Genomic DNA, 24,684 nt, shown 5'->3' with positions numbered 1-24,684 from the left:
TCATCATCCCCTTTGCGCCAATTCCTGCACCCAGCGCTGTTTTTTTTCACGCAGCAATAAGGTATTACCAGCCTTATGGAAAACCAGCCAGGCAGAGTAGCAGAGAAAACCACACAGGCTTATTAATAAGGGATAGAGCATGGATGCATCAATTTTTGGTTTTGACAGCAATGACAGGGTAGCCCCTTGATGCAAGGTGTTCCACCAGTAAACCGAATAATGGATGATGGGCAAATCGATAGCCCCCACCAGTGCAAGAATGGCAACCACTCTGTCACCATCAAGACGATGGCGGAAGGCCGCCCCTGTAGCCAGAATAGCTGCGTAGAGCAGCAGCAAAACCAGCTCAGAGGTTAAACGGGCATCCCAGACCCACCAGGTTCCCCACATCGGCTTGCCCCAGATACTGCCGGTTACAAGAGCCAGAAAAGCCATCCAGGCGCCGACTTCGGCCAGCGCCATGATCATCAGACCGGCCAGTTTAATACGCCAGACAATCAACAATACGGAACAAAACGCCATCAGAGCATAAAGGCTCATCGACAGGAATGCCGCAGGAACGTGCACGTAAATAATACGGAACGCATCCCCCTGCTGATAATCAGGCGGAGCGAAGGCAAGACCCCAGACAAAGCCTGTCACCAGGAGCAGCAGAGCGAGCCCCCCCAGCCAGGGCAGAAAAGACTGTGTCCAGCGATAAAACAGACGTGGCGAGGCCATTTGATATAAAAATTTCCACATAGGGAATTATTCAACCAATAAAAAACGGCAATTTTAGCACGCATTACTCAGCAAGGCTAATACGAATGAGTGCGGCGATGGCAAAGGGTAAAAAACAGATCGTCAGCAATGATACGGCGGAAATCAGAGCAAGATGACCTGATACGGGCTCCTGATTGATCGCCGCAACGACAGTGCCGCTGCCAAAAATCATCACGGGTACAGCCAGAGGCAGAAGAATCAAGGCCATGAACACGCCCTTCTGCTGCATGCCTGTGCCAAAGGCCGCGGCCAGAGCGCACAAACCGAGAAGACAGGGTGTGCCGGCTATAAGACTCAGTGCGAGGATACCAACCTGGTACATTGACAGGCCAAATAGCAAGGCCAGTAAAGGGCAAAACAACAGCAGCGGAATAATGGTCAACAGCCATTGAACAAGCAGCCTGGCTGCCAGCAAAACGGCCAGACTGTTGCCAGATACCAGCCATTGCTCAATCACCCCCGTGTCGTAATCCTGTTGAAACAGTCGTTCAGATGCCAGCAGCATCGACAGCAACGTGGCAATCCAGACCAATCCCGGCGCTATCTGCAGCAGAAGACGGGCATCCGGCGGCATGGTCAGCGGAAAAAAAACCATGATCATGATAAAGAACAGTGAAGAATTAATGATCATGCCCGGCTGACGAAACTGAATAAGTGCGTCACGACGCATCTGGCGGAGAAAATAATGCGAGGCTCTCATGACAGACTGAACTCCTCGTGCCTGGACAGGGCTTCTGGCAAAGCCTGGTGTGAAGTCATGACAATCAAGCCCTGGCGATCAAGATGGCTGCAGAGACAGCTCGTCAGAATCTGTATGGAAGCCTCATCCAATGCTACCAGAGGCTCATCAAGCAACCAGATTTGCGCGTCGGTCATGGCGAGGCGCAGCAGGGCCGCGCGGCGCAGCTGCCCGGCAGACAGGCTGGCACAGGGCTGATCCGCTACCTCGAGTAGAGAAAACTGCTGTAATAACAGCTCCAGCCTGTCCTGTTGCCCCTGCCAGTGCTGATCGTAACGCCCATTTTCACGGATACTCAAATGAGGGCTTAAACCCGGACGATGCCCGACAAAACATAACCGGCCCTGCCAGCTGCGCAGATCATCGTGCACAGATTGTCCGTTCCATGTGATGACTCCCCCCGATGGGGTCAACAGTCCGGCCAGCAGTTTGAGCAAGGTTGTTTTGCCCGAGCCGTTTTTGCCACGCAGATGCAGCAGGCAGCCGGCAGACAGAGAAAACTGCAGGCCATGCAGAAGAGGCCGATCATAATAGTCGAAGCTGAGAGAATGAGCCTGAAGCATGGCCGTTTACGTTGAAAAAAACGACAGACTATAATGTATTTGGAGATATGGCAAGCAGGTGAAATCCACCAAACTTATCTTTTCTCGCCTGGATCGCGTTGTGTCCATTGACAAAAATTATCTTATTGGGCATGATTAGCATCTTTTTGTTATACCTGAAACAAGTTGGAGATTTTTAAGTGGCAAATATTAAATCAGCAATCAAGCGAGCCCGTCAAAACGTAAAACTGCGTCAAAGAAACGCCAGTGCGCGTTCCATGTACCGCACTTACATTAAAAACGTTCTCAAGGCTGTTGAAGCTGGCAATGCTGAAGCCGCACGTGACGCATACGCCAAAGCGCAACCCGTCATTGATAAAGCGGCTGGTAAAGGTCTTATTCACAAAAACAAAGCTGCACGAATTAAAAGCCGTCTGGTCGCACGTCTCAAGGCCATGTCTGCTTAACCCTGCGTTTCCGTCGCTCTAAGTCCGCAAACACCCGAACCGGAACACTGGTTCGGGATGCTTCGGGCTTTATCTTATTAAACATATCATAGCGAGCGGGTGGGCAAGCTGCTATTGCTCCTTTTAGCCTTACGTTTTTCTTAACTCGCCAGGCCGTGTCGTCACGTATTATAAAATCTGATATTCCTGCTGTTTTTATTTCCCCTATCCCTACGTCCCGCGGACGAGCCGCGGGACGTAGGCTTTGAGGAGTTGACTCCTGACGACACAGCTTAGTGTGTCTGGAAAAACGTAAGGCTAATTGGACGCCCCCTGCGGTATCAACCCACCGTTTTACCCGTTTCTCGCTCCTGCTGATTCAATTGCTCAACAGCCTGTCGGGCTGGATCATAATTCGGGTAGGTTTTAACCAGCCGGTTTAAAATCAGGCGCGATAGAGTTTCATCGCCACGATTCCATTCGTTTATTGCCTCCATATACATCATGTCGGGTTGCTGGCCGGTACGAACGGCTACAGCCTGAGCAGGTATGGGTTCAATGAAACTGACTTTGGGCTGCTGCTGAGCATCCAGCCATTGCAGCATTTTTCCTGCTTCCGGATTACCATTGGCATCGGCTTTCACCAGCAGCTCGCGGCCCTGTTGCAGCTGACGCTGTCCCAGATGCCCTTCGATGTAAATCACCGCCAGCTGATACTGAGCGTAGGCGTTATTTCGGGAAGCCAGCTCTTTGTAAATATCAACCGCATGCTGATAATCCTTAGTTGTGCCATGTCCGTATTGGTACATGCGCGCCAGTGCCAGTTTGGCCTTATCGTTACCATGATCAGCCGATTGCTGGTAAAAACTCAGCGCATCAGGGAAGTTCAGCGGTATGATAACGCCCGTTTCTGAAAACAGACCCAGTTGATACAAGGCACCGCTTTCACCGAGGCTCGCTGCTTTCTTATACCAGTACAGGGCCTGCTGATCATCACGCTTGCCGTCCTGACCTTTGAAGTATAAACCAGCCAGCTGCGTCATTGACCTGGCATGCCCCTGCTGAGCAGACTTCTCAAACAGTATCATGGCCTTTTTATTATCGACAGGCACACCTTTGCCGTTCTCATAGATTAAGCCCAGGTTATACTGGGCAATGGCATCGCCTGTCTCCGCAGCACGCTGATAATTCTGCATGGCGCTGGCATAATCATTATCAACTGTTTCCTGAACAAAGCCCAGAGCAACGGATGCCTGAGGAAACTGTGCCTGCGCCGCTTTATACCATTTTTTGGTTTCAGCATAATCTGGCTCAGCTCCAACGCGACCCATTTGATACATCTGAGCGAGGAGGTATTGAGCAACTGGCTGACCTTGCTCTGCAGCAAGGGTATACCATTGGGCTGCCTGCTCATTATTAGCCACCCCACCCAGGCCGCGTTCCAGCAAAAATGCCAGCTTCAGTTGCGCGTCTCTGTTACCCTTCTGTGCCAGATATTGATAAATATCGCTGGCCTGCTTCATTTTTTCGGGATTATTGGCTTCCAGTAAGTAGTAATCAGCCAGCAGAAGACCGGCCTTGCTGTTTCCGGCCTGACGGGCTTTCTCCAATTCATCAAGGAAGGCCTGGCCGTTTTCATGATTCAAAACAGCCAGATTCAGGTTGGCGTAGGAAAAGCCGGCATTAGCAGCCTGCTGCAGCAAATCACGCCCCTTGTCGCTGTCCTTGGTCAAACCAATGCCTTCGCTGAAATACGTTCCCAGCACAAACTGACTGACGGGATTCTTTCCGGCCTGTTGATACCAGTAAATCGCCTCAACCTGATCAGCAGGTACCGAAATTCCCCGCTCGTACATCATCGCCAGCAAAAGTGCCGCCATCGGATCGCCGGCACGGGCTTCCTGCCTTGCCACATCAAAGGCATGGCTCTGTTTCACAGGATCACTGTCCATGGCATCGTAAAACGCCAGTGGCAGTACTGCTTCGGCAACGCCCTGATTGGCCGCGCTCTGATAGAGACGCTTGATTAATTTATTGCGATTCTCCTGAGCAACCACACTCAAACCGGCTGTTTTCTCTTTCACAAACAGATCTGCCAGTCGGTATTCTGCATCAGCAAAATGATTGGCAGACGCCAGATAGTACATGGACATGGCCTGTTGATGATCAGGAGCAATGACAACCGCTCCGGCCTGATCGGTCAGGCCGTTTTCGTAAATATTAGCCAGAACATACTGAGCGTAGGGATTGCCCTTAAAGGCGGCGTCCGTCATCCAGTCTATCCCTTTCTGGTAATCAACCGGTGTCGTCTGCCCTTCAAGATAAATCAGACCCAGATTATATTCAGCCTGCACGTCCTGCTGCTCGGCAGCCAGTTGGAAATAGGTAATGGCCTGCTCGGGGCTCTTGACCACGCCAATACCATACTGGTACAGCTGTCCAAGGTTGAACTGTGCCTCGGGATTACCCAGAATTGCCTGACCGTACAAACGGCTGAGTACGGCCTGATAATTGGCGGCGCGCTCCCAGCCTTCCGATTTTTCAGCAAAATAATCAAAGGGCTCTACTTTATATTCGCTGACATAGGTTGTCTCAGTGTCAACCATGGGTTTGCCTGTATCATGATTCAGCACCCGTGAGTCGTTGCGTTGCAGAGCCTCAATGTCGCTATCCATAGGGTAACGGGGATAATGCCATTTGGCCGGCTGAATTCCGGCAAGATTGGGCGCGAGGACATTAAAGTAATCGTTAATAGGCACTTCAGCAGGTTTTACTGTCACAAACTGGGGTTTGTACAGAGCCTTGCGGGTAATGACATCCATCTGCGGTGACTGATTGTATGTGTTTTGCTGCAGGGCAGAGGGATTATGCCAATCCGTATAAATACCGCCAAGACGATAGGCCCCCTGCGAAATATTATTGCTGGTGTCGTTACTGAGCCAGTTGGCAACCTGAACACTGACATCGGCTGATGGCGTTTTCGCAGACGAAGATTTGGCTGCCGCATCGGCCCACTTAGTGGCCAGTTCACTGTTCGCCTCAACGCCTTTACCTTCTTTGTAGAGTCTGGAAAGAGCCAGTTGCGCATCAGACGAGCCCTGTCTGGCCGCCTCTGTCAGTAATGAGACGCCGGTCTGACTGTTATAGAAGGGTCCCTTGTCATCAAGGTACAGGCTGGCAAGACTGCGTTGAGCGTCCGGATTTTTGGAGTCAGCTGCCCGGCTCAGCCAGTCTTTTGCTGTCTGAAAATCGCCTTCTTTGGCTGCCATATTCCCAAGAGACAGCATCGCGGGTATGTAATTTTTACTGGCAGCTCCTTCGAGCAGGGCTTTTGCCTTGACAGAATCCTGCGCTACAACGCCGCCGGTTGCGTACATTTGTCCGAGCTCATATTGAGCCTTGATGTTGCCTTTGTCTGCTGATTTGCTCAGCCAGATCACGCCCATTTTTTTGTTGCGGCTGTCACGGCTTTCAAGAAACTGCATGCCCAGCGCATACTGAGCTATGTCATTACCATTTTTTGCGGCATCAATGAAATACCGTCTTGCCGTGTCGGTATTTTTTTTGGCGCCATAACCAAACTGATAGGCTGCCGCGCAATACATCTGGGCGGCTATATCATTTTTCTCGGCGGCCTTTTTATACCATTGCAGAGCCAGTTCAGGATTTTTTGCCTCATCAAGGTAGTAGTTAGCCAGTAACTGCTGTGCCGGCAAAAATCCTTTGTTTGCTGACTCGGTAAAATAACGCAGCGCCATGGTGTTATTTTTTAATTCACCATAACCATACAGGCGCATCATCCCGAGGTAATAATTCGCCACGGGATCATTATCAACCCGAGGGGCAAGATTTTCCGCGGCCAGCGTATAGTTTCCCTGACGATAGGCATCAATCCCGTCCGCAGCAAGCGCCACCTGAGTACCGGCAGTCGCAACCAGACAAAACCATGGCAACAGTGATTTCATGGCAAGTTCCTTTTTATAGTTTAAGCAAAATGGCTCGGTCCTGACCGATTACGCCCCAGGGATAATGCCATAACGCACCACGTCCCCGATGGCACCATTTTTGGTATTGCTGTTGACCAACCAGTAATTACCCCGATTGTTCAATCCGTATTTCACTTTTGTGTATTCGCATACTCGCAGACTTTCTGCGCAATCCACTATTTTACCGTAACGTGAATTGGCTTCTGGTACCGTACAGATAAATTTCACCTGTTTTTCAGACGTAGACAAAACACCCCATTGTTCCGGATTAATCTGGTGATTCATATACATGCTGCGTGAATTATCCGATTCGCGCATTTGAAACAGCGTCACTTTCTGGCCAGTCTTGTTGAAGAGAAAATAGAGCGACTGAGAACGCCCTTGATCTTCAGGTAACAGACGCAGGGTATGCATATCGTATTGGTACCCTACATCGAGGCAGCCAATTGGATTTTTGTTATTGTTTTCCTGCTCGGCAGCATAAATCAGATTACAGGAAGTGCTGCACAGAAGTAACATCAACGCCAGATTACGGCTGTTTTTTGTTATTGTTTTCATTGTGTGCTCCTCACTGGCTCTTATTGGAAAGTGGACGTACAACAACCCTTGTGCCAACGTAATTGTTTCGTTCGCTGGCGGTCACGACGAAATCCTGGTTCAGCCAGATGGCATCCCGGGTAAACATCCGAACGCAGCCATGACTGGCACGATATCCGGGGATATCATCCGAACCGTGCAGGGCAAAGCCCTTGTGGAAATACATGCAGTACGGCATTTTGGCTCCCCCGCGACCGATGGGGAACACATTTGAACGACATTTGTCACCTTCTTTACTGAAAACATGGAAAATTCCGGTCATGGTGCGGCAGGAATTGTTACTGTCTGAGCACTTGTCGCGACCTGACGAGATTGGGCCCCATTTGACCAGGTGGCCAGACAGATCATAAGCACCCCAGGCGAGTTTGTCCTGATCCACGACGATCTGCGATTCCCCATCAGGTTTGATGCTTAAGGGAAACGGAGAAAAATCAAGCAGCGTCTTGTTGGTCATATCCCGCGGCACAACGATTTCCTTGCCGGGATACAACGTATTGTAGGTGCGGTTGATTCGCTGCACGATGTCACGCTGCTGCTCATCGGGAAACAGCGTTTCCCAGGACTGACCCTTCTCAATTTTTATACACTCATATTGAGGATAAGCGCAAAGTCCCAGCCCATAATACTGCGTAGCATGTGCGCTAACGGAAAGTATTAATAAAGCACTTAAACGTAGTAATGTCTTCATGCGCAATCCCCTGAAAGTGTTTCCATGTAATTTAATGCAAGAACTATGCTTAAATCACTGTTTTAATTATTTATTCTACCAGGTAAAGCATCCCGTCAATACTGTTTCGGTTAAATTATTAAAAAGTTTAGGGAAAAAATAATTTTTTTTGTAAAAAAACAGGGTATCTGTATAAATTGTATCTACTGACGGAGGCCAGCGTTCAAAAACTTGACCCTGTTTACCTGCTGCTATAGAATCGGCCTTCGATAAAAATCAGTGAAAAATGGAACCCTGCGTCTCCAACAGGCAGGAAATGGAAATGATTTATCGACGCAATATCCAAACAATAACCAACAATGGAAACCAAAAATAATGAATAAGGTTATCAAAATGGCGGTATTACCCGCCGCACTGTTTCTTCAGTCAGGATTAACACAGGCCGCCGTACCCGGCGCTTATCTGGGTCTTGGTGCAGGCTGGGGCACCCTGCAGGAGCAACAGGACTACAATAAAAAAGAAGACAGTCAGTTTGCAGGTCGCGCCTTTGCCGGATTCAATTTCAATCGTTATTTTGGTCTGGAAGTGAACTACGCCCGCTTTGGCACCACCCGATTTCTGTTAAACTTCAACCCCAACTTGGGGATTGACACCTCACTGAATGCCCTGAGCATGGTTGGAAAAATCTATCTTCCTCTGTCAGACAACAGCCCGTTCAATATCTATGCTATGGCTGGCGCGGCGCAAATGCATGCCCGGTACAGTTATTTACATGACAACCAGTCGTTCTATCGGGAATCAGCCAGTGGCCTGGTCGCTACCGGTGGTGCCGGCATAAGTTATGATATTAACCGTCACCTGAGCACCAGCTTCGAGTTTTCTGCCTATGATGAGCGAGAAGCCAGCTCCGATCACTTAGGTATCCCGGGAAGCGCTCTGGCTACTCTTGGCCTGACTTATAGATTTTAGTCCCTGTGGGTGGGCACGTCGCTACGCTCCTTTGCCCGCCCTATTCCGGATGAAAATGCTGGAATATTCGCAGCGCCAGATCGGCGCTGATTCCGTTTACCTTGCTTAACTCCTCAATTGTTGCCCTGGCTATATCCTGTATGCCGCCAAAGCGCTGCAACAATGCCTGCCGGCGTCTGGGGCCTACGCCTTCGATATCCTCCAGTTTTGAACCCAGAGACGATTTTTGCCGTCGGCTGCGATGCGCTGTAATGGCAAATCGATGCGATTCGTCGCGAATATGCTGCAGTAAATGCAGTGCCGGTGAATCGTCTGGCAGGGTTATTTCCCGTCCCTGTGCGGCAAGAATCAGCGTCTCCCAGCCCGCTTTTCTGGAGGGGCCCTTGGCAACGCCCAGAATATTAAGCTGCTCAATACCCAAAGACTGCAGCACACGGCGCGCCACCCCAACCTGGCCCAGTCCGCCGTCAATAATCAACAGATCAGGAAGATTGTTCTCCTGCAAAAGCCGCTTAAAGCGTCGTGTCAAAGCCTGCTCCATGGCAGCGTAATCGTCTCCGGGTGTGATACCTTCGATATTGAAGCGGCGATAATCACTTTTTTTTGGGCCGTCTTTATCGAAAACCACGCAGGAAGCCACCGTTGACGTCCCCTGGGTATGGCTGATGTCAAAACACTCCATACGCCGGATGGGCTCATCAAGCGACAGCAACTCATCGAGGGCCTGATATCGTTTAGCCAGCGTTGCCGAGGCTGATTCGTGTTCAGCAATAGCCAGGCGTAAATTATTGCGGGCAAAAGCCATCCAGCGCTCCTTAACCCCACGGGTCCGCGTCTGAATGCGACATGTTTTTCCACGCAGCTCCGTCAGCAGCGCCGCCACGACATCCAGATCAGGGATGCTTTCCTCGAGAATCAATAAGGCAGGTATGCGCTCGGCGGTATCGAGATAATAATACGCGACAAAGGCCTCAAACACCTGCTGCCGAATGTCGTCGGCATTATCCTCTGCCAGACTGGCTATGGGAACGTCTGGAAAGAAGGTCTGGCTGGCCAGGACCTGACCGTCGCGCACGGACACACACTGCAGACAGGCAAAGCCTGCCCGTGCTTCGAAACTGATCACATCGGCATCCCCACGCATATGCACGACACCCTGCTGCTCCTGAACCAGGCGCAGGCTTTTAATCTGGTCGCGCAGCACGGCCGCTTCTTCATAGGCCAGACGACTGACGGCCTCTTCCATGCGCTTGACCAGCTCGTCAATCACCACCTGACATTTACCCTGCAGAAAGCGCAGGGCATCGCGCACGGAGCGTTGATAATCCTGCTCTGAAATATAATTTACGCAAGGCGCCGTGCAGCGTTTTATCTGGTATTGCAGGCAGGGTCTGGAGCGCGCATTAAAATAGCTGTCGCGACAGTTTCGCAGCCTGAATACCTTCTGAATGATATTCAGAGTTTCCCGCACAGCCTGTGTACTGGGGTAGGGACCAAAACAGGTTCCTGTTTTCGGCTTTTTTTTACTGCGCATGATTTCCATGCGCGGAAAGCTATGATTCGTTGTCACAAAAATATACGGATAGGATTTATCATCACGCAGCAGGACGTTGTATTTAGGGCGCAGGGACTTAATCAGGGTGCTTTCGAGCAGTAATGCTTCCGTTTCGGTACGGGTTACACTGACATCGATGGATACGATCTGGCTGACCAGCGAGCGGGTCTTGGCGCCATCCTGTTGTTTATTAAAATAACTGCTGACCCGTTTTTTCAGATTGGATGCCTTGCCCACGTATAAAACGTTATTGTCCGCATCCAACATACGATACACGCCGGGTTCCGACGTGAGATTAGCCAGAAAGAGAGAAAGATCGGTGGCCATGATGTATTCCTGCGCTTAGCGCTTTGTTCGGGATGACGCGGGGGTCATCCCTCACCTTGAACGGCATCAGCCGGTTTTTCAATTACGCGATGCTTCATGGCCAGCCAGGTCAGTTCCACATCGTTTTTGATGTTCAGTTTTTCAAACATGCGATATCGGTAGCCGTTAACTGTTTTGGTGCTCAGAAACAGGCGCTCCGCAATGTCAGAGACTTCCATGCCCGTGGTAATCATAAACATGACCTGCATTTCACGTTCTGACAAGGCATCAAAGGGAGAGTCCTTAACCGACTCGAGGCTGTTGATAGCCATTTTCTGCGCCACTTCAGCACTCAGATAACGCTCCCCTTTAGCCACCTTGCGAATCGCTGCGGCCATTTCCTCAACGCCAGACTCTTTGGTTAAATAACCCATGGCACCCAATTGCAGAACGCGCGAAGGCAGGGGCTCGGCACAGACGGCGGTTACAGCAATAATTTTTATCAGTGGATTCGATTTTTTTAGGCGGCGCGTAACTTCCCAGCCGTCAATACCGGGCATTTTCATATCCAGCAAAATAACGTCCGGCTTATGTGTCTTGACCAGGATCAGAGCTTCTTCACCACTTTCTGCCTCAGCAACAACCTGCATATCGGATAAATCATCCAAAAGTCGGCGAATACCCATTCTAACCAAGGCATGATCGTCAACTATCAGTACTTTAATCAAATGCTGCTCCTTGATGATTAGGAACTGTAAAACAATAAGTTGAACACAAAGGGATATTGATATTAGCAAGACTGGGCTGTCATTACAATCAGAGCCCGTCTAGCACGCCAACATGTGTACGCTTGGGTTATGCAGATCGGCCGGAAAGAACGGAGGAAACTCACCCAGCTCACGGGCGCGGCTTAGATAATCTGTCGTACTATGCGTCACAAAATCATACAGCTCCTGATAGCTGTGAATAACAAAATAGACGCGTTGCAACATGTCGATTCGATAGGGCGTACGAAAAGCGACCACGGGCTCAAAGAGCACGCGCATGGGAATGTCACTTTCAACGCTGTAGGCTGTTTCGCTGATTGATGACAAAATACCGCCACCGTAAGCGCGCAGCCCCTGCCGGGTCTGGATCAGGCCAAACTCGACCGTAAACCAGAATAAGCGCTGCATCAGCGGCCAGTCTGATTCTGGGAGAGTCAGCACCTTGCACGCAAAGCGATGAACAAAATCAGCATACACCAAATCGGTCAGCATGGGGCAGTGTCCAAACAGCTCGTGAAAAATGTCAGGTTCCTGCACGTAATTCAATTCTTCCTGGCAGCGGATAAAGGTGGCGGCCGGAAATTTTTTATTGGCCAGCAGTTCAAAAAACGCGCGCGCTGAAATCAAGGCCGCAACAGGCTCCACACGCCAGCCAGTCATACCTTGAAGCTTTCGGCTGATGTCAGGCAATTGAGGAATGCTGTCGGCCGACAGCGCCAGTTTGTCGAGACCACTCATAAATTCATCGCAGGCGCGATTGGGCAGAATTGCCATCTGCCGTTCGTATAACTGTTTCCAGACGCCGTGTTCCTCTGGTGAATAATTAACCACACCCTGAGCATCAGGCTGGTGGGAAACATAACGACTGACAAACTCCATAAAGACTCCTTAACGCCATGACTTTACTTTAACTGTGCGGTGTTGGGGGGGCTTTTGTCAAGGATTCACTGCGTTCCCAATGACGGGGTTCAGAGCCGACTCATTTTTTCAGCTGGATCGCGCTAATCGGCACAAAGGTTTCCACCGTCTCCCCTACCCGCCTTTGCTCACCCTTCCATGCGTGGCCGTACACAACTTCGTAGCTTAGAGGATACTTGCCTTCGGCCGTGCGCAACACCTGATACCCTTTTTCAAATGCCTGCCAGACTCCCCTCCCAGTCAGGCCGGGATTGCGGGCTGGATTAATATGGCGAACACCCTGCGCCTTCAGATTGTGTATCAGCGCGGACAAATCCGGATAATGCACAGTCAGGCGTTCCATATCCATGACCGGATCGAGAAAGCGCTCGCTGAGCAGGCAATCACCCACATCATGCATATCAGCGAACGAATTGGTATGAGTGTACCCGTCAGCTCCGGCAAAGGCCTGCCGCAGTTCCAGAAACGTATCAGGTCCGAGTGTGGAAAACATCAGGCAGCCCTGAGCCTTCATCACGCGGTTTAATTCCTGAATAACGCGTGACAAGGGCTCTGACCAGTGAATCACTTGATTGGCAAACACCAGGTCAAACACCGCATCCGAAAATGGCAGCTGATTCATATCGGCATTCACCAGTGGCCACTTACGCCACAGGCGCTGCTTTTTGCCCGTCTGCTTCAACATGGCATACGCCAGATCAAGGCTGACCAGACAGGCATCTGGGTATTTTGCTTTCAGTCTGCGCGACAGGACACCGGTTCCACAGCCTAAGTCCAGTACGTAACGTGGATTGATTTTCAGATAATCAAGCCGTTCAAACAGGCGCTCACCGATTTCGTTTTGTACTTTAGCGGCCTGTTCGTATTCGAAGGCATGGCGATTAAAGGCGTTGCAAATTTCTTTTTCCGGATTCATTATGCGGGCATCAACTCAAGGACAGGTCCAACAATATGCGTCAAACCATGGCTAATATGGCACAATGGCTGCGATTACCCGCAGTCTGTGCGCTTTGCAGGCACTATCATAACCACGCCACGGCCGTATGTAAACGCTGCCATGAACTTCTTATACCAATCAGGAACGCCTGTGGCCACTGCGCCCTGCCTCTGGCCGACAGCCAGGCCGGTATCTGTGGGCAGTGCATCAGGCAAAAACCTTATTTCGATCGCGTGCTGACATCCTGGTATTACGAGGAACCCCTGCGCTCTCTGCTGCACGAATTCAAATACCAGAACGGCTTATATTTACGCACGTTTTTCACGGATTTGATGATGCAGTCCTGTCCTGAAAATTATCAACCGGATTGTCTGATACCTGTACCCATGCACCCAAAACGCCTGCGGCAACGCGGCTTTAATCAGGCTCTGGAATTAAGCAAACTACTTGGCAAACGCCTGGCGATACCCGTCATTTCGAATCTGTGCCAGAAAATCCGTAATACAGAACCGCAGGCAGGTCTGGATGCCAGACAACGACACCGTAATCTGAATCAGGCCTTTGAGGTAAAACCCAATCGATATCAGCATGTCAGCCTGATTGATGATCTGGTCACCACTGGCAGCACGGCCAACGAGCTGGCACGAAGTCTCAAAGCGTCTGGGATTACTCAGGTTGACATATGGTGTCTGGCAAGAACGGCCGCCTAATAAGTTGCTTTTTGCACAGTTAAGTGATATATTGAACACCTTAGCTGATGCTATATAAATGCCTGACCTGTATAATGGCTATCAGCAGAAACATCATTTGGACATTATCATGCCACAGCCGATAAAATATTTTTCCGGAAGATACCCCGAGATTGCCTCGAGACTGGGCTTCGAACATGAACTTAACGAACAGTCCTCGCGGGAAGAGTACCTGAACGATTTTGAAAAAGACGCTGGTCGCACCTGCTGGTTCAGCGATCGCTACCCAGCCGAAGAGCTGAAGTCCAGATTCAGAGACACCTCCATCCTGGAGAATAACCCTCACCCGATATATTCCTTTCGTCAGGGAAATCCTGATGGCCGTGTATTCGGCGAAAAGCTGATTAAATGCAGTTCAAATTTTATTGAGAACGAAGCCCTCCTTGATGACAGTAAAAATAAACGCCTCTTCAATAGTCTCAGCGTAGCCTATCTTGATGACAGTGACGTTCTTTGCGGTTTTACTCTGGCTTATGTCAGAGATGACCATAATCAGGCGATTCCTGCTGAGCGTCGTCCATACCTATACACAGCCGCAATTATTCGTGGAACCAATCTGGCGCCGAATAACCGCATGGTAACCTTTTTCTCTTACCCCGGTTTTATAAGAAAAGAGCCGGATCCTCGGTCAAGAAAGCTCCCCGATATCGTGATAGATATGGTTTCCCATCTTGACGATATCGATAAAGCAGAGGTCCCTGACATCATTAAACGTGAACTCAACTCCCGGTTTTTATCTCAGTTTATTGATGCTCTGCTTCCGGGTGGAGACGTGTCTCCTGAGCAGCTTACGAAGCTGGAAGCGCGCTTTCCAGAAAGCCGCAACATGGACAACCGGGACAGAAAAAACGCTTGCATTGCGGCACTGGCGGAGTTTGCAGGAGAAGACTCGCAAGACCTGCTGACACAGCTTGACAGCGAGGCCCGTACAGATGTCAATTTTTACCGGGATCCTCACTTTCAAACACGACTCGAAGCACTTTACCTGAGCGTACGCAGAGATGTTGAGTCGCTTGGGGACAGCAGCAAACTGGCCTCGCTCGACCTGCTCCGGCTGCACAGTCTACTCCAGGATTTAGAAGAACATGGCTCTGTTGTGGATGACCATCGTTTGCAGACTCCGGTTCGGGATGCTGTTGCCAGGGTTGAGGCTGCCCTGGAAAGTAATCTAACGATTGATCATGCCCACGCATTGATATCTGATGTCACAAGGTCTTTGAATCGACTGTTTACTGATTTTCACAATAATGCAGAGCAACAGATCCTGCAGGAATATTATACAAAAAAAGAATTGTGTAAAGTCAACCACCCGATTACCATTTTGGCAGAACCGAAAAAACCGAAAAAACTGGAAACGTCATTTGGACGTCGTAATGCGTACCCCATCCTGATGGGCTCCGTAGCGTTTCTGGCGGTTTTCGGTATTGCATTAACCCTCTCTGGCTTTTTCGCCCCGGTAGGATTGACGACACTGCTACTCACCGCAGCGGTGTTCTCTCTGAGCGTTCTGGCCATGGCTGGACTCAAAATGATCTACAACGAATGGAAATATGTCAAAGCCGACACACAGTACAATAGCGACGTGAAAGCGTACCGCAATGCCATGACCATTAATCAGGAAAATGAGTCTGAACAGCAAAAACTTACTGAGAAGGAATCCTTGGAGCTGCGTGAAAATAAGTTGATTTTAACAAGTCTTGATCCGATAAACCAATCGTTTCCGGAAAAAAGCGCCCAGGCCATTTTGATAGATAGTGACGACGACAGCGATGATGAAAGAAACATAGCCAGCATCAGACGTCGTGTGGACGCCAGTCTGACCCGAGGTCAAAATCTGACTACCGGTGCCATGTCTTTATTGGACGTGCGCCAGCCAGACCAGCCAAAACCTGGGGATGAAGAAAATCGGGTTCAAAGCGACAATGGAATACTGGTTATCTAGCGTGTTGATAATTGCCCCTGGAACTGATACTGAGAGAGAACATATGTCTAATCACTTTTTTACTCAATCCACAATATTGGAAAAGACCCAGTCGGCTCTTCAATTAAATAACGAAGCCAGAGAGTGTTATGATAAGGCCAGAGACGGGATACTGGCTCTCGAAGAACAATTAGGCCTGGTTCAAAAAAAACGAGAGTCGCTTATCAGCACCTCACCAGGCCATCCTCGTATCAAACGCTACGAAGCTCTGATTGAGGAAACCAACAAAACCCTGAGCAGCCAGCGCGATCGCCTCAGGCAACTGGAAGTAACCATTGGGCAGGTGGATACCCTGATTCTGGTCAGTAAACTGTAAAGGATACAAAAGGTCTGGTGAACTGTTTACATTCCCTGAATTAATTATCATCATTGATATTCAAAAATCACGGGATAGAAACACACCATGGCCGGACTGACCATCAAACCCAGAATTGCTATGAGGCTCTATCAGGCCCTGCAAAAAGAACATAACGAAACCGGCCGCACAGTCTGGCATTCAGGAACCAGTGTCAGGCTGGGAAAGAAATGGTTTTTCCGGCTTCACTACGATGTAATAGGCCGCAGGCGCGAGAGCGATCAGGCTGAACCGCGCTTCGAGTGGATCAAAAAACTACGTAATTTTGAGCAGGACAGCAACCTCAACATCTACCCTGTTGAAGGCACTTTGACACCAAAAGGCTTGAAAAAACGGGGTTATATTGGAAAACGAGGTCTGAAAAAAACACGGTTGATAAAACACCGGCTGCACAATGGCCCTCAACACCCCCTGACCAACGCCGATATGGAATATAACATGGCCCAGTTAAGCGGCCACATACGCATGAAGCGACCGGTTATCATCAGAAACGGCAGCCTGCTGGTGATGAAACAGTTTCCTGGGAAGGAGTTGTATAACCTGCTTTATGAAACGCCCGTTGCCCTCACAACTCACCAGCAGATTACGCTGACCCGCAATCTCCTGTCAGCCTATCGCCAACAGGTATACAACGCTGGCCTGGTGCATCGAGATATTAAGCCCGAAAACATCATAGTCGATTTAAACAGCGATGGCCAGGTTGAGGTCAACATCATTGATTTCGGACTCAGCACCGAGGCTGGCGCATACGACCGCATGGCCGGAACATATGGGTATCTCCCACCGGAGCTGTTCAAGGGCTTAAAAAAGCAGCATGTTTCACAGGATATATTCTCTCTGGCCTGCGTTATTGCGGAAATATGGGGCGTGAACCGAGACTCCATAATCAAAATCGACAACATTTATCAGACGCAGGCCGCCAGACAGGATCCCGGCGACTGGCGCGCGTTATTGCGCTTTTTGCATGGCAGGGGCGTGGTGCCCTGTCAAAGTGCCAGCGAGCAGATTTTCCAAACGCTCTACAGCATGCTCGACCCTAATCCCGAAACCCGGTTAAAACTCCATGAGGCAGAGGCAGCATTTTTGGATATTGAGCGGATTTTGAATTCGCAGCAGGAAAGAGCAGATTTTCAACAGGCGGAATCGTCTGTGGCAACACGCAGGATGCCCCGCCCGCCCAGTGGCTGTCTACCTGCGTCATACGACGATAATCATCGCTTTTTTTCTACTGCAACGCAAAAAAAATCCATGGAGGAAAATGAGCACCTGCCCAGGCTCGACCTCTCTCCATCCTGAAGCCGTTTGGGTTGAGAAGGGAATAGATAAAATCCAGTAAATTAATTATCATCACAGATATTTAAATATTAGCGGATAGAATAATCCATGACCAGACTGAACCTCAAACCACGAATTGCTCGACGATTGTATGAAGCACTGGAAAAGGAGCACAATGAAAATGGGCGCACAGTCTGGCCTGCGGGAAGCCATATAATCCTGGGTAAAAAGTGGGATTTTACACTTCACTACGATGTCATAGCTCGCCGAAGCGAAAGCAAGTGGCCAGAGCCACGCTTTGAGTGGATCAAAAAACTGCGCCCGTTTGAAGATGGCAAAGATCGCCATATTTACCCTGTGGAAGGCACCCTGTCACCGATTGGCCTCAAACAGCGTGGGCACCTTGGCAAAATAAAGCAGAAAAAAATGCGACTGATCAAGCACCAGCTGCATAACAGCCGATCCCACCCGGTTACAAACGCAGATACCGAATACAACATCGCTCACCAGAGTGGCAAGATACGCATGAAACGGCCGGTTTTTTTCGATAACAGCAGCCTGCTGGTAATGAAACAGTTTCCCGGCAGGGATCTGTACCATCTGCTGTATACAAGCAAACGTGTCCTCAGCATCACCCAGCAGATTACGCTGACCCGCAATCTCCTGGCTGCCTATCGTCACTGGGTGTACAATGCCGGTCTGGTACATCGAGATATCAAGCCTGAAAACATAACAGCCAGAATATTGCGCAACGGCCTGATTGACGTCAACATTATTGATTTTGGACTGGGTATTAAGCGTGGCGGGGACGACACCATGGCGGGTACGCCCGGTTACCTGGCACCCGAACAGTACAATGGGTTTACCAGACAAGAGGTTTCCCAGGATTTATTCGCCCTCGCCTGCGTTATCGCAGAAATATGGTATATCGATGAAGACGCTGTGACGGAGATGTATAAAAAACAGTCAGGAACCGGAGGCGAGCCTCCCCAGCCAGGCGACTGGCGCCTATCACTGTGCTCCTTATTCAGCTTCGGCACCAGGCCTTGTGAGCCGGCTCGAAAGCTGATACACGAGACGCTGCACAGAATGCTTGATCCTGATCCCCGAACCCGGTTAACGCTCGCAGACGCGGAGGCTGCGTTTTTAAATATCGAACTGGTTCTGGCTTCGCATCAGAAAAAAAGAGAGTTTCACCGGGCTGGATCATCTGCCAGGTCATCCAGGATGCTCTGCCCACCCAGTGGACTTCGACCGCCCTCAGGAGACAGGAGCCATCATTTTTTTTCTGCCGCAACGCGGTCGAAATCCATGGAGGAAAACAGGCTTCTCCGCTCAGGCTCAATGCCTGTCAATCCTGTTGATGCGCCATGCCCGCGTGCTTAAAAGGGCATGGCTGCTTTCAAGGCGCAGGACTGGCTGACGGTTTTGTCATACCCTCTATTTCTTTTTTCAGGCCTGTCATATAGGCTCTGGTCATATTGGTGAGAGGCAGTGTCTGCCAGGCTGGGTTGGCTCTCTCGAGAAGATCAAATGCCCGCTCAAAATCCTGTAACTCAAGCCCGCCTATATCGAGCAATCTCAGCCTGTCAATATCATTAACCTCGACTGCATCCATAAACTCATCCCGATTGCTTCTGGCAGGGGAAAACATACTTGAACAGGAGCTGCTGCCGCTTATAAAATCTTTCATGTTATTTTCTCTGAAGATGGGTGGTTGGGAATTTCAAGGCATTATACAGGCTGATTAGTTCTTATCAATGCCGATCTTTATTCTGACCCATGGTTCAACGCCTAACCTGAATTTCTTCGCCGAGCTTCGTAATTGAAGGGTATTGGCTAACTTCCCTGCGCATAACGCAAAAAATCATTCAGCAGCAACTGCACCAGGATCATATAAAACAGAATAACAGCAAGACGGTACAACAAAACCTCAAACGCTATCGACATGGCTTTTCCGCGGATTTTTTCAATTACGGCATACACGATTGAAGCACCGTCAAGCCCGGGAACCGGCAATAGATTGATCAGGGCAACAGCCAGGCTCAGATTGGCGATATAAGACAGAAATACCGCCACCCCCTGTGCAAACGAACTGATAGACAAACCAATAAACCCTACTGGACCCAGCAGCAAGGCAAAGGGTATCGTGCCGGTGAATAATTGCTTGAGAACGATCATAAAAAAAACAAAGGCATCGCCTGTCTTTCTGCTGGCTTCTGCCAGAGCATTCAAAAAAGACAGTCCTTTTACTGCATATATATGCTGCAGCGCTTGATCAGGAACCAGTCCCAGATACGACATCAGGGTTCGTCCCCTGGCGGAAAACCGCTCACTCAAATCCACTGTCACAAAACGCAGCGAATGATCCGGCGAACGTAACTCCAACACAACCTGTTTTTTTCCAAAATTTCGAATCAGCTCCATTCCAGCCTGTTGCCACGAATCTGTTTTCTGCCCTTCCAGCGACACCAGTTCATCGCCCGCCCTTACGCCAGCCTGAGCCATCAAGGTGCCTGGCCTGACCTCCGAAATCACGGGTGTCATCTGCTGGTAACCCATCCAGAAAAACAAAACAAGCGCCAGCCAGGCCACCAGCACATTGGCAACAATACCAGAAATGAGAATCAGACAACGTACACTCATGCTCTTTTTGTCGAAACAAAAGGGATAATCGCTGGGATCCACAGGATGAATCCTCGTATTAAGAAGCTGAACATAGCCGCCCAGAGGCCACAAAGCCCACACCCACTCACAGCCACTGCGGTCACGTCTGCTCAGCAGCGGTCTGCCAAAACCAATGGATATCCGCTCGATTCGCACCCCGCAGATCCGTGCCGCGATCGCGTGCCCGGCTTCGTGCAGACCAACCACCAGCAACAGGGTTAATACAAATGCCATCAAAGGCAGAAAAATAGTCATAATCAACGTGTGTTATCAACAACGAGCTGCAGCGAGGGGCGATTTACGCGGCCCGTTGACAGCTCATACCCCTTACGGTAGACCTCAAATACACGATACACCTGTGAAGTTTCACTGTCCACCAGTTCCACATCCTCACCCTGGCCATCAACCAGTGTAACAGTCAAATGAATTTCGCGAAAATGTTCAATTTGATAACGCTCCTTGAATAATCGCAACACGCTCAAAAAATTCTCGGCCACCTCTTCGGTGTCGTGCATGCCTTGAAAAATAATATCCATCTGCTGCCCCTTTTCAGAACAATCAGTTTTAATATCGGCAACAGCCATCAAGACTTGAGGTTTATTTCATAATTTGTCAATCAATCTACAAATAAATGATATTTTAGGTTACAATTTCACAACCTTTTTCTTTATTAAACTGGATAGCATGGTGTTTGTTGCCTGTGGGCTAAATCATAAAACAGCTCCCCTCAGCGTGCGTGAAACAATCGCACTGCCTGTTGCCATGCAAAATGAATTGCTCCAGGACCTGGTCAGCCTGCCTGCCGTGAACGAAGCAGCCATCCTGTCCACCTGTAACCGTACGGAAATTTACTGCGATACTGACGATCCCAATGCGCTGATTCCATGGCTGACGCGCAGCAATCAGCTGGATACAGAAGAATTGTCACCCTATTTTTACCTGCATCATGGTCATAACGGTGTTCGCCACACGCTTCGTGTGGCCAGCGGCCTCGACTCCATGATGCTGGGTGAACCGCAGATTCTTGGTCAGATGAAGCAGGCCTATCAGCAGGCCTGCCTTGCCGGCACCGTAAAAAGCAACCTGCGCTCGGTGTTTGAATACATATTCAGCGCCAGCAAACGCATACGGACCCGCAGCGGAATTGGCGCCAGCCCGGTGTCTATTGCCTATGCCAGTGTCCAGCTGATTGGTCAGCTGTTCCGTAATAACTATGCTCCCCTGAATGTTCTGCTGATTGGCTCAGGTGAAACCACTTCGCTGGTTGCCAGATACCTTCACAAGCAGGGCGTTCGCCAGTTCCGCATTGCCAGCCGCACGCGTGAAAACGCCGAAAAACTGGCTCTGGAATTTCAGGGAGAAGCCCTGACGATTGGCGATATTCCGCAGGTTCTGCCTGAAGCAGATGTCGTTATCACCGCCACGGCCTGTCCACTGCCCTTTATCAATAAGAGCCTCGTTGAGCATGCACTCTGCAAGCGTAATAACGCGACCATGTTTTTCCTCGATCTCGCCGTACCGCGTGACATCGAACCTGACGTGGGTAGCATCGACTCCGTTCACCTGTACAACATCGATGATCTGCAAACCATGATTGATAAAGGCATGAGTGAGCGTCGAAGCGCCGCGCAGCAGGCAGAAGAACTGATTGACTGCGAACTGGAAAACTACATCCGCTGGCACCGCTCGCTGCGCGCGAACCGCGTGATTTGTGACTACCGCTCGCACATGGAGTCTCTTGCGCAGCAGGAACTGCAGCGCGCGCAGTCACGGCTGTCAGCCGGTCTGCCTCAAAACGAAGTGCTGAGTGAATTCTGCACCCGCCTCGTCAATAAACTCATGCACAACCCTACCGCCGGCCTGAAACAGGCAGCCTGGGATGGTAAGGAAGAGCTGCTTGATCTCTCCCACTATTTATATAATACAGCCAGTGACTCCATAATCGTATGAAACCTTCGCTAGAATCCAAATTACAACACATGCTCGAACGCTTTCAGGAAGTAGGCCGTCTGCTGTCTGAAGCATCCGTTATTTCTGACCAGAACCAGTTTCGCAGTCTGTCGAAAGAATACGCCCAGCTTGAACCGGTAGCATCCTGTTACAGCCGTTACATAGATGCCCAGGAAAACCTCAAATCAGTGCAGGAACTGCTGGACAGCGGTGATCAGGAAATGGTCGATATGGCAGCCGAAGAAATCGAGCCGGCCAAAGCCGCAGTCGATGCGCTGGATGAGGAACTGCAGTTTCATCTTATCCCCAAAGATCCAGACGATTCACGCAATATTTATCTGGAAGTACGTGCCGGAACCGGTGGTGACGAAGCCGCTATATTTGCCGGCGATTTGTTCAGGATGTACCATCGCTATGCGGAAACACAGGGCTGGCAGGTAGAGGTAGTAAGCGCCAGTCACGGTGAACATGGTGGATATAAAGAGATTATTGCCCGGGTAAGTGGTAATGCCGTTTATTCACATCTCAAATTTGAATCCGGTGCCCATCGTGTACAGCGTGTACCCGATACCGAATCCCAGGGCCGTGTGCATACCTCAGCCTGCACTGTGGCCATCATGCCTGAAGTGGATGAAATCGATGAAATTGACATCAGCCCGGACGAGTTACGCATCGACACCTACCGCTCGTCTGGTGCCGGTGGTCAGCACGTCAACAAAACCGACTCCGCCATTCGTATTACTCACCTGCCCACCGGCGTGGTCGTGGAATGTCAGGACGAGCGCTCGCAGCACAAGAACCGGGCCAAGGCCATGTCTCTGCTGAAAACACGCCTGCTGGACGCAGAACAGAGCAAACAGCGGCAGCAGCAGGCGCAAACGCGAAAATCGCTGGTAGGCTCAGGCGATCGCTCCGAACGAATCCGCACTTACAATTATCCGCAGGGACGCCTGACCGATCACCGTATTAACCTGACGCTGTATCAGTTGAATGAAATTGTCGCCGGAGATCTGAGCCCCGTGATTGATGCCTTAAAGCGCGAATACCATGCCGAATTGCTTGCCGAGCTTGGACGCCATGATTGACGTAAAACGTGCGCTGAGCCTGGCAACAACGCAGCTGGAAGCCTTTATAGATACGGCACGTATAGACGCCGAGATCCTCCTCGCTCATACCCTGTCAAAAACACGCGCCTGGCTGTATGCACACCCGGAAGAAGAGTTGAGCAAGCAGCAGCTGCTGATTTTTCAGCAAAACGTAGCCCGTCGCTCGTTTGGAACCCCGGTCGCGCACATTACCGGTACGCGTGAATTCTGGTCTCTCCCGCTTAAAATTAACCATGAAACCCTCATTCCAAGACCTGAAACAGAATTGCTGGTCGAGCTGATGCTGTCGCGTCTGAGTCATCAGGATAATGCCCGTGTACTTGATCTGGGAACCGGCAGTGGCGCCATTGCGCTGGCTTTGGCCAAAGAGCGCCAGGACTGGCAAATCAGCGCCTGTGACTGCAGCGAGGGAGCCTTAAAAATAGCGGAGGAGAACGCGAGAACACTCGGTCTGCACAACATTCGCTTCCATTACTCAGACTGGTTTGAGCAGATTAAATCACCTCTTACCTTCCATGCGATTGTATCGAATCCCCCTTATATTGCAGCCAACGATCCGCACCTGAATCAGGGGGATTTACGATTCGAACCACGCTCGGCTCTGGTCAGTGGAGTGGATGGACTTAGCGCACTGGAACACATTATTAAACATAGTATTGCGAGACTGGAGCCAGACGGGCTATTATTGATCGAACACGGCTACGACCAGAAGCAGGCTGTCACATCCATGCTCAATGACTATGGTTATAGACTGGTACAGTGCTGGAAAGATTTTCAGGGACATGATCGCGTCAGTGGTGGAATAAAAGGTCTGTAAAGACGTGAAGCGCGAATCGTTTTTTATAGAAAGGACTGCAGGTATGCGCCTTTTAAGGCGTGTGCAATTAGATGACTAAACCAACAAGAGAACACGCAACGTGAAAAATGACACCGTTAGCAACATGGGTATTCTCCCTTACCAGGAAGCACCGGGTGAGGAATACATGAATGAGAAACAGTTAAACCATATCGAAAGCATATTGCTTGCATGGCGACAATCCCTTATGGAAGAAGTTGACCGAACCGTGACGCATATGAAAGACGAGGCGGCTAATTTTCCTGACCCCTCTGACAGGGCAAGCCAGGAAGAAGAGTTCAGTCTGGAGTTGCGCACCCGTGATCGCGAACGCAAATTAATCAAGAAAATCGAAGACGCGCTGGAACATTTGCGTGACGAAGATTTTGGTTACTGCGAAGCCTGCGGTATAGAAATTGGCCTGCGCCGCCTGGAAGCACGTCCGACCGCCACACTGTGCATCGACTGCAAGACGCTGTCTGAAATTAAAGAAAGACAAAATCAAGGCGGCTAAGCGCCGAATGATTTAACAAGGCACATACAGTCGGTTGGGCCTTGGCCCAACAATCAGCCTC

At 50.1% G+C, this 24,684-nt stretch carries 24 protein-coding genes; 11 read left to right on the top strand and 13 right to left on the bottom strand.

Translation table 11 applies throughout. The features are described 5' to 3' along the window. Positions 1-3 precede the first annotated feature (3 nt). Genes ccmC through ccmA form a run of 3 tightly spaced genes read right to left on the bottom strand, consistent with a single transcriptional unit; the run spans position 4 to position 2,064 of the window. Positions 4-741: a heme ABC transporter permease CcmC gene (gene ccmC, locus ACQUTA_RS10520; protein ID WP_444988207.1), complete on the bottom strand. Its 738-nt coding sequence runs from the start codon at positions 739-741 to the stop codon at positions 4-6. A gap of 43 nt (positions 742-784) precedes the next feature. After that, positions 785-1,462: a heme exporter protein CcmB gene (gene ccmB, locus ACQUTA_RS10515; RefSeq protein WP_444988205.1), complete on the bottom strand. Its 678-nt coding sequence runs from the start codon at positions 1,460-1,462 to the stop codon at positions 785-787. Then, complete coding sequence (gene ccmA / locus ACQUTA_RS10510) at positions 1,459-2,064, bottom strand: heme ABC exporter ATP-binding protein CcmA (RefSeq protein ID WP_444988204.1); 606 nt, start codon at positions 2,062-2,064, stop codon at positions 1,459-1,461. The genes ccmB and ccmA overlap by 4 nt, the downstream gene beginning before the upstream one ends. A 179-nt stretch (positions 2,065-2,243) precedes the next feature. On the opposite strand from ccmA, the gene rpsT reads away from it, so the two are divergent. Next, positions 2,244-2,510, top strand: a complete 267-nt coding sequence (gene rpsT / locus ACQUTA_RS10505) for a 30S ribosomal protein S20 (RefSeq protein ID WP_444988203.1) — start codon at positions 2,244-2,246, stop codon at positions 2,508-2,510. A gap of 320 nt (positions 2,511-2,830) precedes the next feature. Here rpsT and ACQUTA_RS10500 read toward each other — a convergent pair whose 3' ends face one another. From ACQUTA_RS10500 to ACQUTA_RS10490, 3 genes are read right to left on the bottom strand one after another with little or no spacing between them, the layout of a single operon-like run. Beyond that, positions 2,831-6,454, bottom strand: a complete 3,624-nt coding sequence (locus ACQUTA_RS10500; protein WP_444988202.1) for a tetratricopeptide repeat protein — start codon at positions 6,452-6,454, stop codon at positions 2,831-2,833. A 48-nt stretch (positions 6,455-6,502) separates the two neighbouring features. Continuing rightward, complete coding sequence (locus tag ACQUTA_RS10495) at positions 6,503-7,033, bottom strand: endopeptidase IV (protein ID WP_444988201.1); 531 nt, start codon at positions 7,031-7,033, stop codon at positions 6,503-6,505. Between the two features lie 10 nt (positions 7,034-7,043). After that, positions 7,044-7,760 (bottom strand): L,D-transpeptidase, encoded by a 717-nt coding sequence (locus ACQUTA_RS10490; RefSeq protein WP_444988200.1) that lies wholly within the window; start codon positions 7,758-7,760, stop codon positions 7,044-7,046. 354 nt (positions 7,761-8,114) lie between these two features. Here ACQUTA_RS10490 and ACQUTA_RS10485 point away from each other — a divergent pair, with 354 nt between their 5' ends. Next, positions 8,115-8,708, top strand: a complete 594-nt coding sequence (locus ACQUTA_RS10485) for an outer membrane beta-barrel protein (protein ID WP_444988199.1) — start codon at positions 8,115-8,117, stop codon at positions 8,706-8,708. A gap of 40 nt (positions 8,709-8,748) precedes the next feature. Here the strand turns inward: ACQUTA_RS10485 and uvrC are convergent, their stop codons facing one another. From uvrC to bioC, 4 genes are all read right to left on the bottom strand, one after another. Continuing rightward, complete coding sequence (uvrC, locus tag ACQUTA_RS10480; protein ID WP_444988198.1) at positions 8,749-10,590, bottom strand: excinuclease ABC subunit UvrC; 1,842 nt, start codon at positions 10,588-10,590, stop codon at positions 8,749-8,751. A gap of 44 nt (positions 10,591-10,634) precedes the next feature. Beyond that, on the bottom strand, positions 10,635-11,297 hold the full coding sequence (letA, locus tag ACQUTA_RS10475) for a two-component system response regulator LetA (RefSeq protein WP_444988197.1): 663 nt from the start codon (positions 11,295-11,297) through the stop codon (positions 10,635-10,637). A gap of 99 nt (positions 11,298-11,396) precedes the next feature. Continuing rightward, positions 11,397-12,215: a phenylalanine 4-monooxygenase gene (gene phhA / locus ACQUTA_RS10470; protein ID WP_444988196.1), complete on the bottom strand. Its 819-nt coding sequence runs from the start codon at positions 12,213-12,215 to the stop codon at positions 11,397-11,399. A gap of 100 nt (positions 12,216-12,315) precedes the next feature. After that, the gene (bioC, locus tag ACQUTA_RS10465) at positions 12,316-13,170 is read right to left on the bottom strand and encodes a malonyl-ACP O-methyltransferase BioC (protein WP_444988195.1); all 855 of its coding nucleotides are present in this window, start codon (positions 13,168-13,170) and stop codon (positions 12,316-12,318) included. Positions 13,171-13,205: 35 nt separating this feature from the next. Here bioC and ACQUTA_RS10460 point away from each other — a divergent pair, with 35 nt between their 5' ends. The 5 genes from ACQUTA_RS10460 to ACQUTA_RS10440 all read left to right on the top strand — a co-directional run bounded on the left by ACQUTA_RS10460 (position 13,206) and on the right by ACQUTA_RS10440 (position 18,937). Beyond that, the gene (locus ACQUTA_RS10460) at positions 13,206-13,901 is read left to right on the top strand and encodes a ComF family protein (RefSeq protein ID WP_444988194.1); all 696 of its coding nucleotides are present in this window, start codon (positions 13,206-13,208) and stop codon (positions 13,899-13,901) included. A gap of 109 nt (positions 13,902-14,010) precedes the next feature. Then, entirely contained in the window at positions 14,011-15,882 is a 1,872-nt protein-coding gene (locus tag ACQUTA_RS10455) for a hypothetical protein (RefSeq protein ID WP_444988193.1), read from the top strand. A 43-nt stretch (positions 15,883-15,925) separates the two neighbouring features. Beyond that, positions 15,926-16,237 carry a hypothetical protein gene (locus ACQUTA_RS10450; RefSeq protein WP_444988191.1) on the top strand — a complete coding sequence of 104 codons (312 nt, stop codon included), beginning with the start codon at positions 15,926-15,928 and terminating at the stop codon, positions 16,235-16,237. An 87-nt stretch (positions 16,238-16,324) separates the two neighbouring features. Beyond that, on the top strand, positions 16,325-17,572 hold the full coding sequence (locus ACQUTA_RS10445) for a protein kinase domain-containing protein (RefSeq protein WP_444988190.1): 1,248 nt from the start codon (positions 16,325-16,327) through the stop codon (positions 17,570-17,572). A gap of 87 nt (positions 17,573-17,659) precedes the next feature. Beyond that, the gene (locus tag ACQUTA_RS10440) at positions 17,660-18,937 is read left to right on the top strand and encodes a protein kinase domain-containing protein (protein ID WP_444988189.1); all 1,278 of its coding nucleotides are present in this window, start codon (positions 17,660-17,662) and stop codon (positions 18,935-18,937) included. Positions 18,938-18,953: 16 nt separating this feature from the next. Here ACQUTA_RS10440 and ACQUTA_RS10435 read toward each other — a convergent pair whose 3' ends face one another. The 3 genes from ACQUTA_RS10435 to ACQUTA_RS10425 all read right to left on the bottom strand — a co-directional run bounded on the left by ACQUTA_RS10435 (position 18,954) and on the right by ACQUTA_RS10425 (position 20,754). After that, positions 18,954-19,244 (bottom strand): hypothetical protein, encoded by a 291-nt coding sequence (locus ACQUTA_RS10435; RefSeq protein ID WP_444988188.1) that lies wholly within the window; start codon positions 19,242-19,244, stop codon positions 18,954-18,956. 146 nt (positions 19,245-19,390) lie between these two features. Continuing rightward, entirely contained in the window at positions 19,391-20,473 is a 1,083-nt protein-coding gene (locus ACQUTA_RS10430) for a M50 family metallopeptidase (protein ID WP_444988187.1), read from the bottom strand. Between the two features lie 2 nt (positions 20,474-20,475). Next, positions 20,476-20,754, bottom strand: coding sequence for a hypothetical protein (locus tag ACQUTA_RS10425; protein WP_444988186.1), 279 nt, complete (start codon positions 20,752-20,754; stop codon positions 20,476-20,478). Positions 20,755-20,902: 148 nt separating this feature from the next. Between ACQUTA_RS10425 and hemA the strand changes: the two genes are divergently transcribed. From hemA to dksA, 4 genes are all read left to right on the top strand, one after another. Continuing rightward, on the top strand, positions 20,903-22,168 hold the full coding sequence (hemA, locus tag ACQUTA_RS10420) for a glutamyl-tRNA reductase (protein WP_444988185.1): 1,266 nt from the start codon (positions 20,903-20,905) through the stop codon (positions 22,166-22,168). Continuing rightward, a complete protein-coding gene (gene prfA / locus ACQUTA_RS10415) occupies positions 22,165-23,253 on the top strand; it encodes a peptide chain release factor 1 (RefSeq protein ID WP_444988184.1) in 1,089 nt (362 codons plus the stop codon). Before hemA ends, prfA begins: the two co-directional genes overlap by 4 nt. Next, positions 23,246-24,091: a peptide chain release factor N(5)-glutamine methyltransferase gene (gene prmC / locus ACQUTA_RS10410; protein ID WP_444988183.1), complete on the top strand. Its 846-nt coding sequence runs from the start codon at positions 23,246-23,248 to the stop codon at positions 24,089-24,091. Before prfA ends, prmC begins: the two co-directional genes overlap by 8 nt. A 124-nt stretch (positions 24,092-24,215) precedes the next feature. After that, on the top strand, positions 24,216-24,623 hold the full coding sequence (gene dksA / locus ACQUTA_RS10405) for an RNA polymerase-binding protein DksA (protein ID WP_444988223.1): 408 nt from the start codon (positions 24,216-24,218) through the stop codon (positions 24,621-24,623). Positions 24,624-24,684 lie beyond the last annotated feature (61 nt).

It is taken from the genome of Legionella navarrensis (genome assembly GCF_052527415.1).
This window is presented reverse-complemented; position numbering and strand designations above follow the sequence as displayed.

Bases quoted from the DNA above. Each gene is read 5' to 3' on its own strand.
- ACQUTA_RS10485 (WP_444988199.1), top strand. From the start codon at position 8,115: ATGAATAAGGTTATCAAAATGGCGGTATTACCCGCCGCACTGTTTCTT.
- ACQUTA_RS10445 (WP_444988190.1), top strand. From the start codon at position 16,325: ATGGCCGGACTGACCATCAAACCCAGAATTGCTATGAGGCTCTATCAG.
- uvrC (WP_444988198.1), bottom strand. From the start codon at position 10,590: ATGGCCACCGATCTTTCTCTCTTTCTGGCTAATCTCACGTCGGAACCC.
- phhA (WP_444988196.1), bottom strand. From the start codon at position 12,215: ATGGAGTTTGTCAGTCGTTATGTTTCCCACCAGCCTGATGCTCAGGGT.
- ACQUTA_RS10500 (WP_444988202.1), bottom strand. From the start codon at position 6,454: ATGAAATCACTGTTGCCATGGTTTTGTCTGGTTGCGACTGCCGGTACT.
- ACQUTA_RS10430 (WP_444988187.1), bottom strand. From the start codon at position 20,473: ATGACTATTTTTCTGCCTTTGATGGCATTTGTATTAACCCTGTTGCTG.
- ACQUTA_RS10435 (WP_444988188.1), bottom strand. From the start codon at position 19,244: ATGAAAGATTTTATAAGCGGCAGCAGCTCCTGTTCAAGTATGTTTTCC.
- prfA (WP_444988184.1), top strand. From the start codon at position 22,165: ATGAAACCTTCGCTAGAATCCAAATTACAACACATGCTCGAACGCTTT.
- ACQUTA_RS10495 (WP_444988201.1), bottom strand. From the start codon at position 7,033: ATGAAAACAATAACAAAAAACAGCCGTAATCTGGCGTTGATGTTACTT.
- dksA (WP_444988223.1), top strand. From the start codon at position 24,216: ATGGGTATTCTCCCTTACCAGGAAGCACCGGGTGAGGAATACATGAAT.
- bioC (WP_444988195.1), bottom strand. From the start codon at position 13,170: ATGAATCCGGAAAAAGAAATTTGCAACGCCTTTAATCGCCATGCCTTC.
- ACQUTA_RS10460 (WP_444988194.1), top strand. From the start codon at position 13,206: ATGCGTCAAACCATGGCTAATATGGCACAATGGCTGCGATTACCCGCA.
- ccmB (WP_444988205.1), bottom strand. From the start codon at position 1,462: ATGAGAGCCTCGCATTATTTTCTCCGCCAGATGCGTCGTGACGCACTT.
- prmC (WP_444988183.1), top strand. From the start codon at position 23,246: ATGATTGACGTAAAACGTGCGCTGAGCCTGGCAACAACGCAGCTGGAA.
- ACQUTA_RS10450 (WP_444988191.1), top strand. From the start codon at position 15,926: ATGTCTAATCACTTTTTTACTCAATCCACAATATTGGAAAAGACCCAG.
- ccmC (WP_444988207.1), bottom strand. From the start codon at position 741: ATGTGGAAATTTTTATATCAAATGGCCTCGCCACGTCTGTTTTATCGC.
- ACQUTA_RS10440 (WP_444988189.1), top strand. From the start codon at position 17,660: ATGACCAGACTGAACCTCAAACCACGAATTGCTCGACGATTGTATGAA.
- ACQUTA_RS10425 (WP_444988186.1), bottom strand. From the start codon at position 20,754: ATGGATATTATTTTTCAAGGCATGCACGACACCGAAGAGGTGGCCGAG.
- ACQUTA_RS10455 (WP_444988193.1), top strand. From the start codon at position 14,011: ATGCCACAGCCGATAAAATATTTTTCCGGAAGATACCCCGAGATTGCC.
- hemA (WP_444988185.1), top strand. From the start codon at position 20,903: ATGGTGTTTGTTGCCTGTGGGCTAAATCATAAAACAGCTCCCCTCAGC.
- ccmA (WP_444988204.1), bottom strand. From the start codon at position 2,064: ATGCTTCAGGCTCATTCTCTCAGCTTCGACTATTATGATCGGCCTCTT.
- ACQUTA_RS10490 (WP_444988200.1), bottom strand. From the start codon at position 7,760: ATGAAGACATTACTACGTTTAAGTGCTTTATTAATACTTTCCGTTAGC.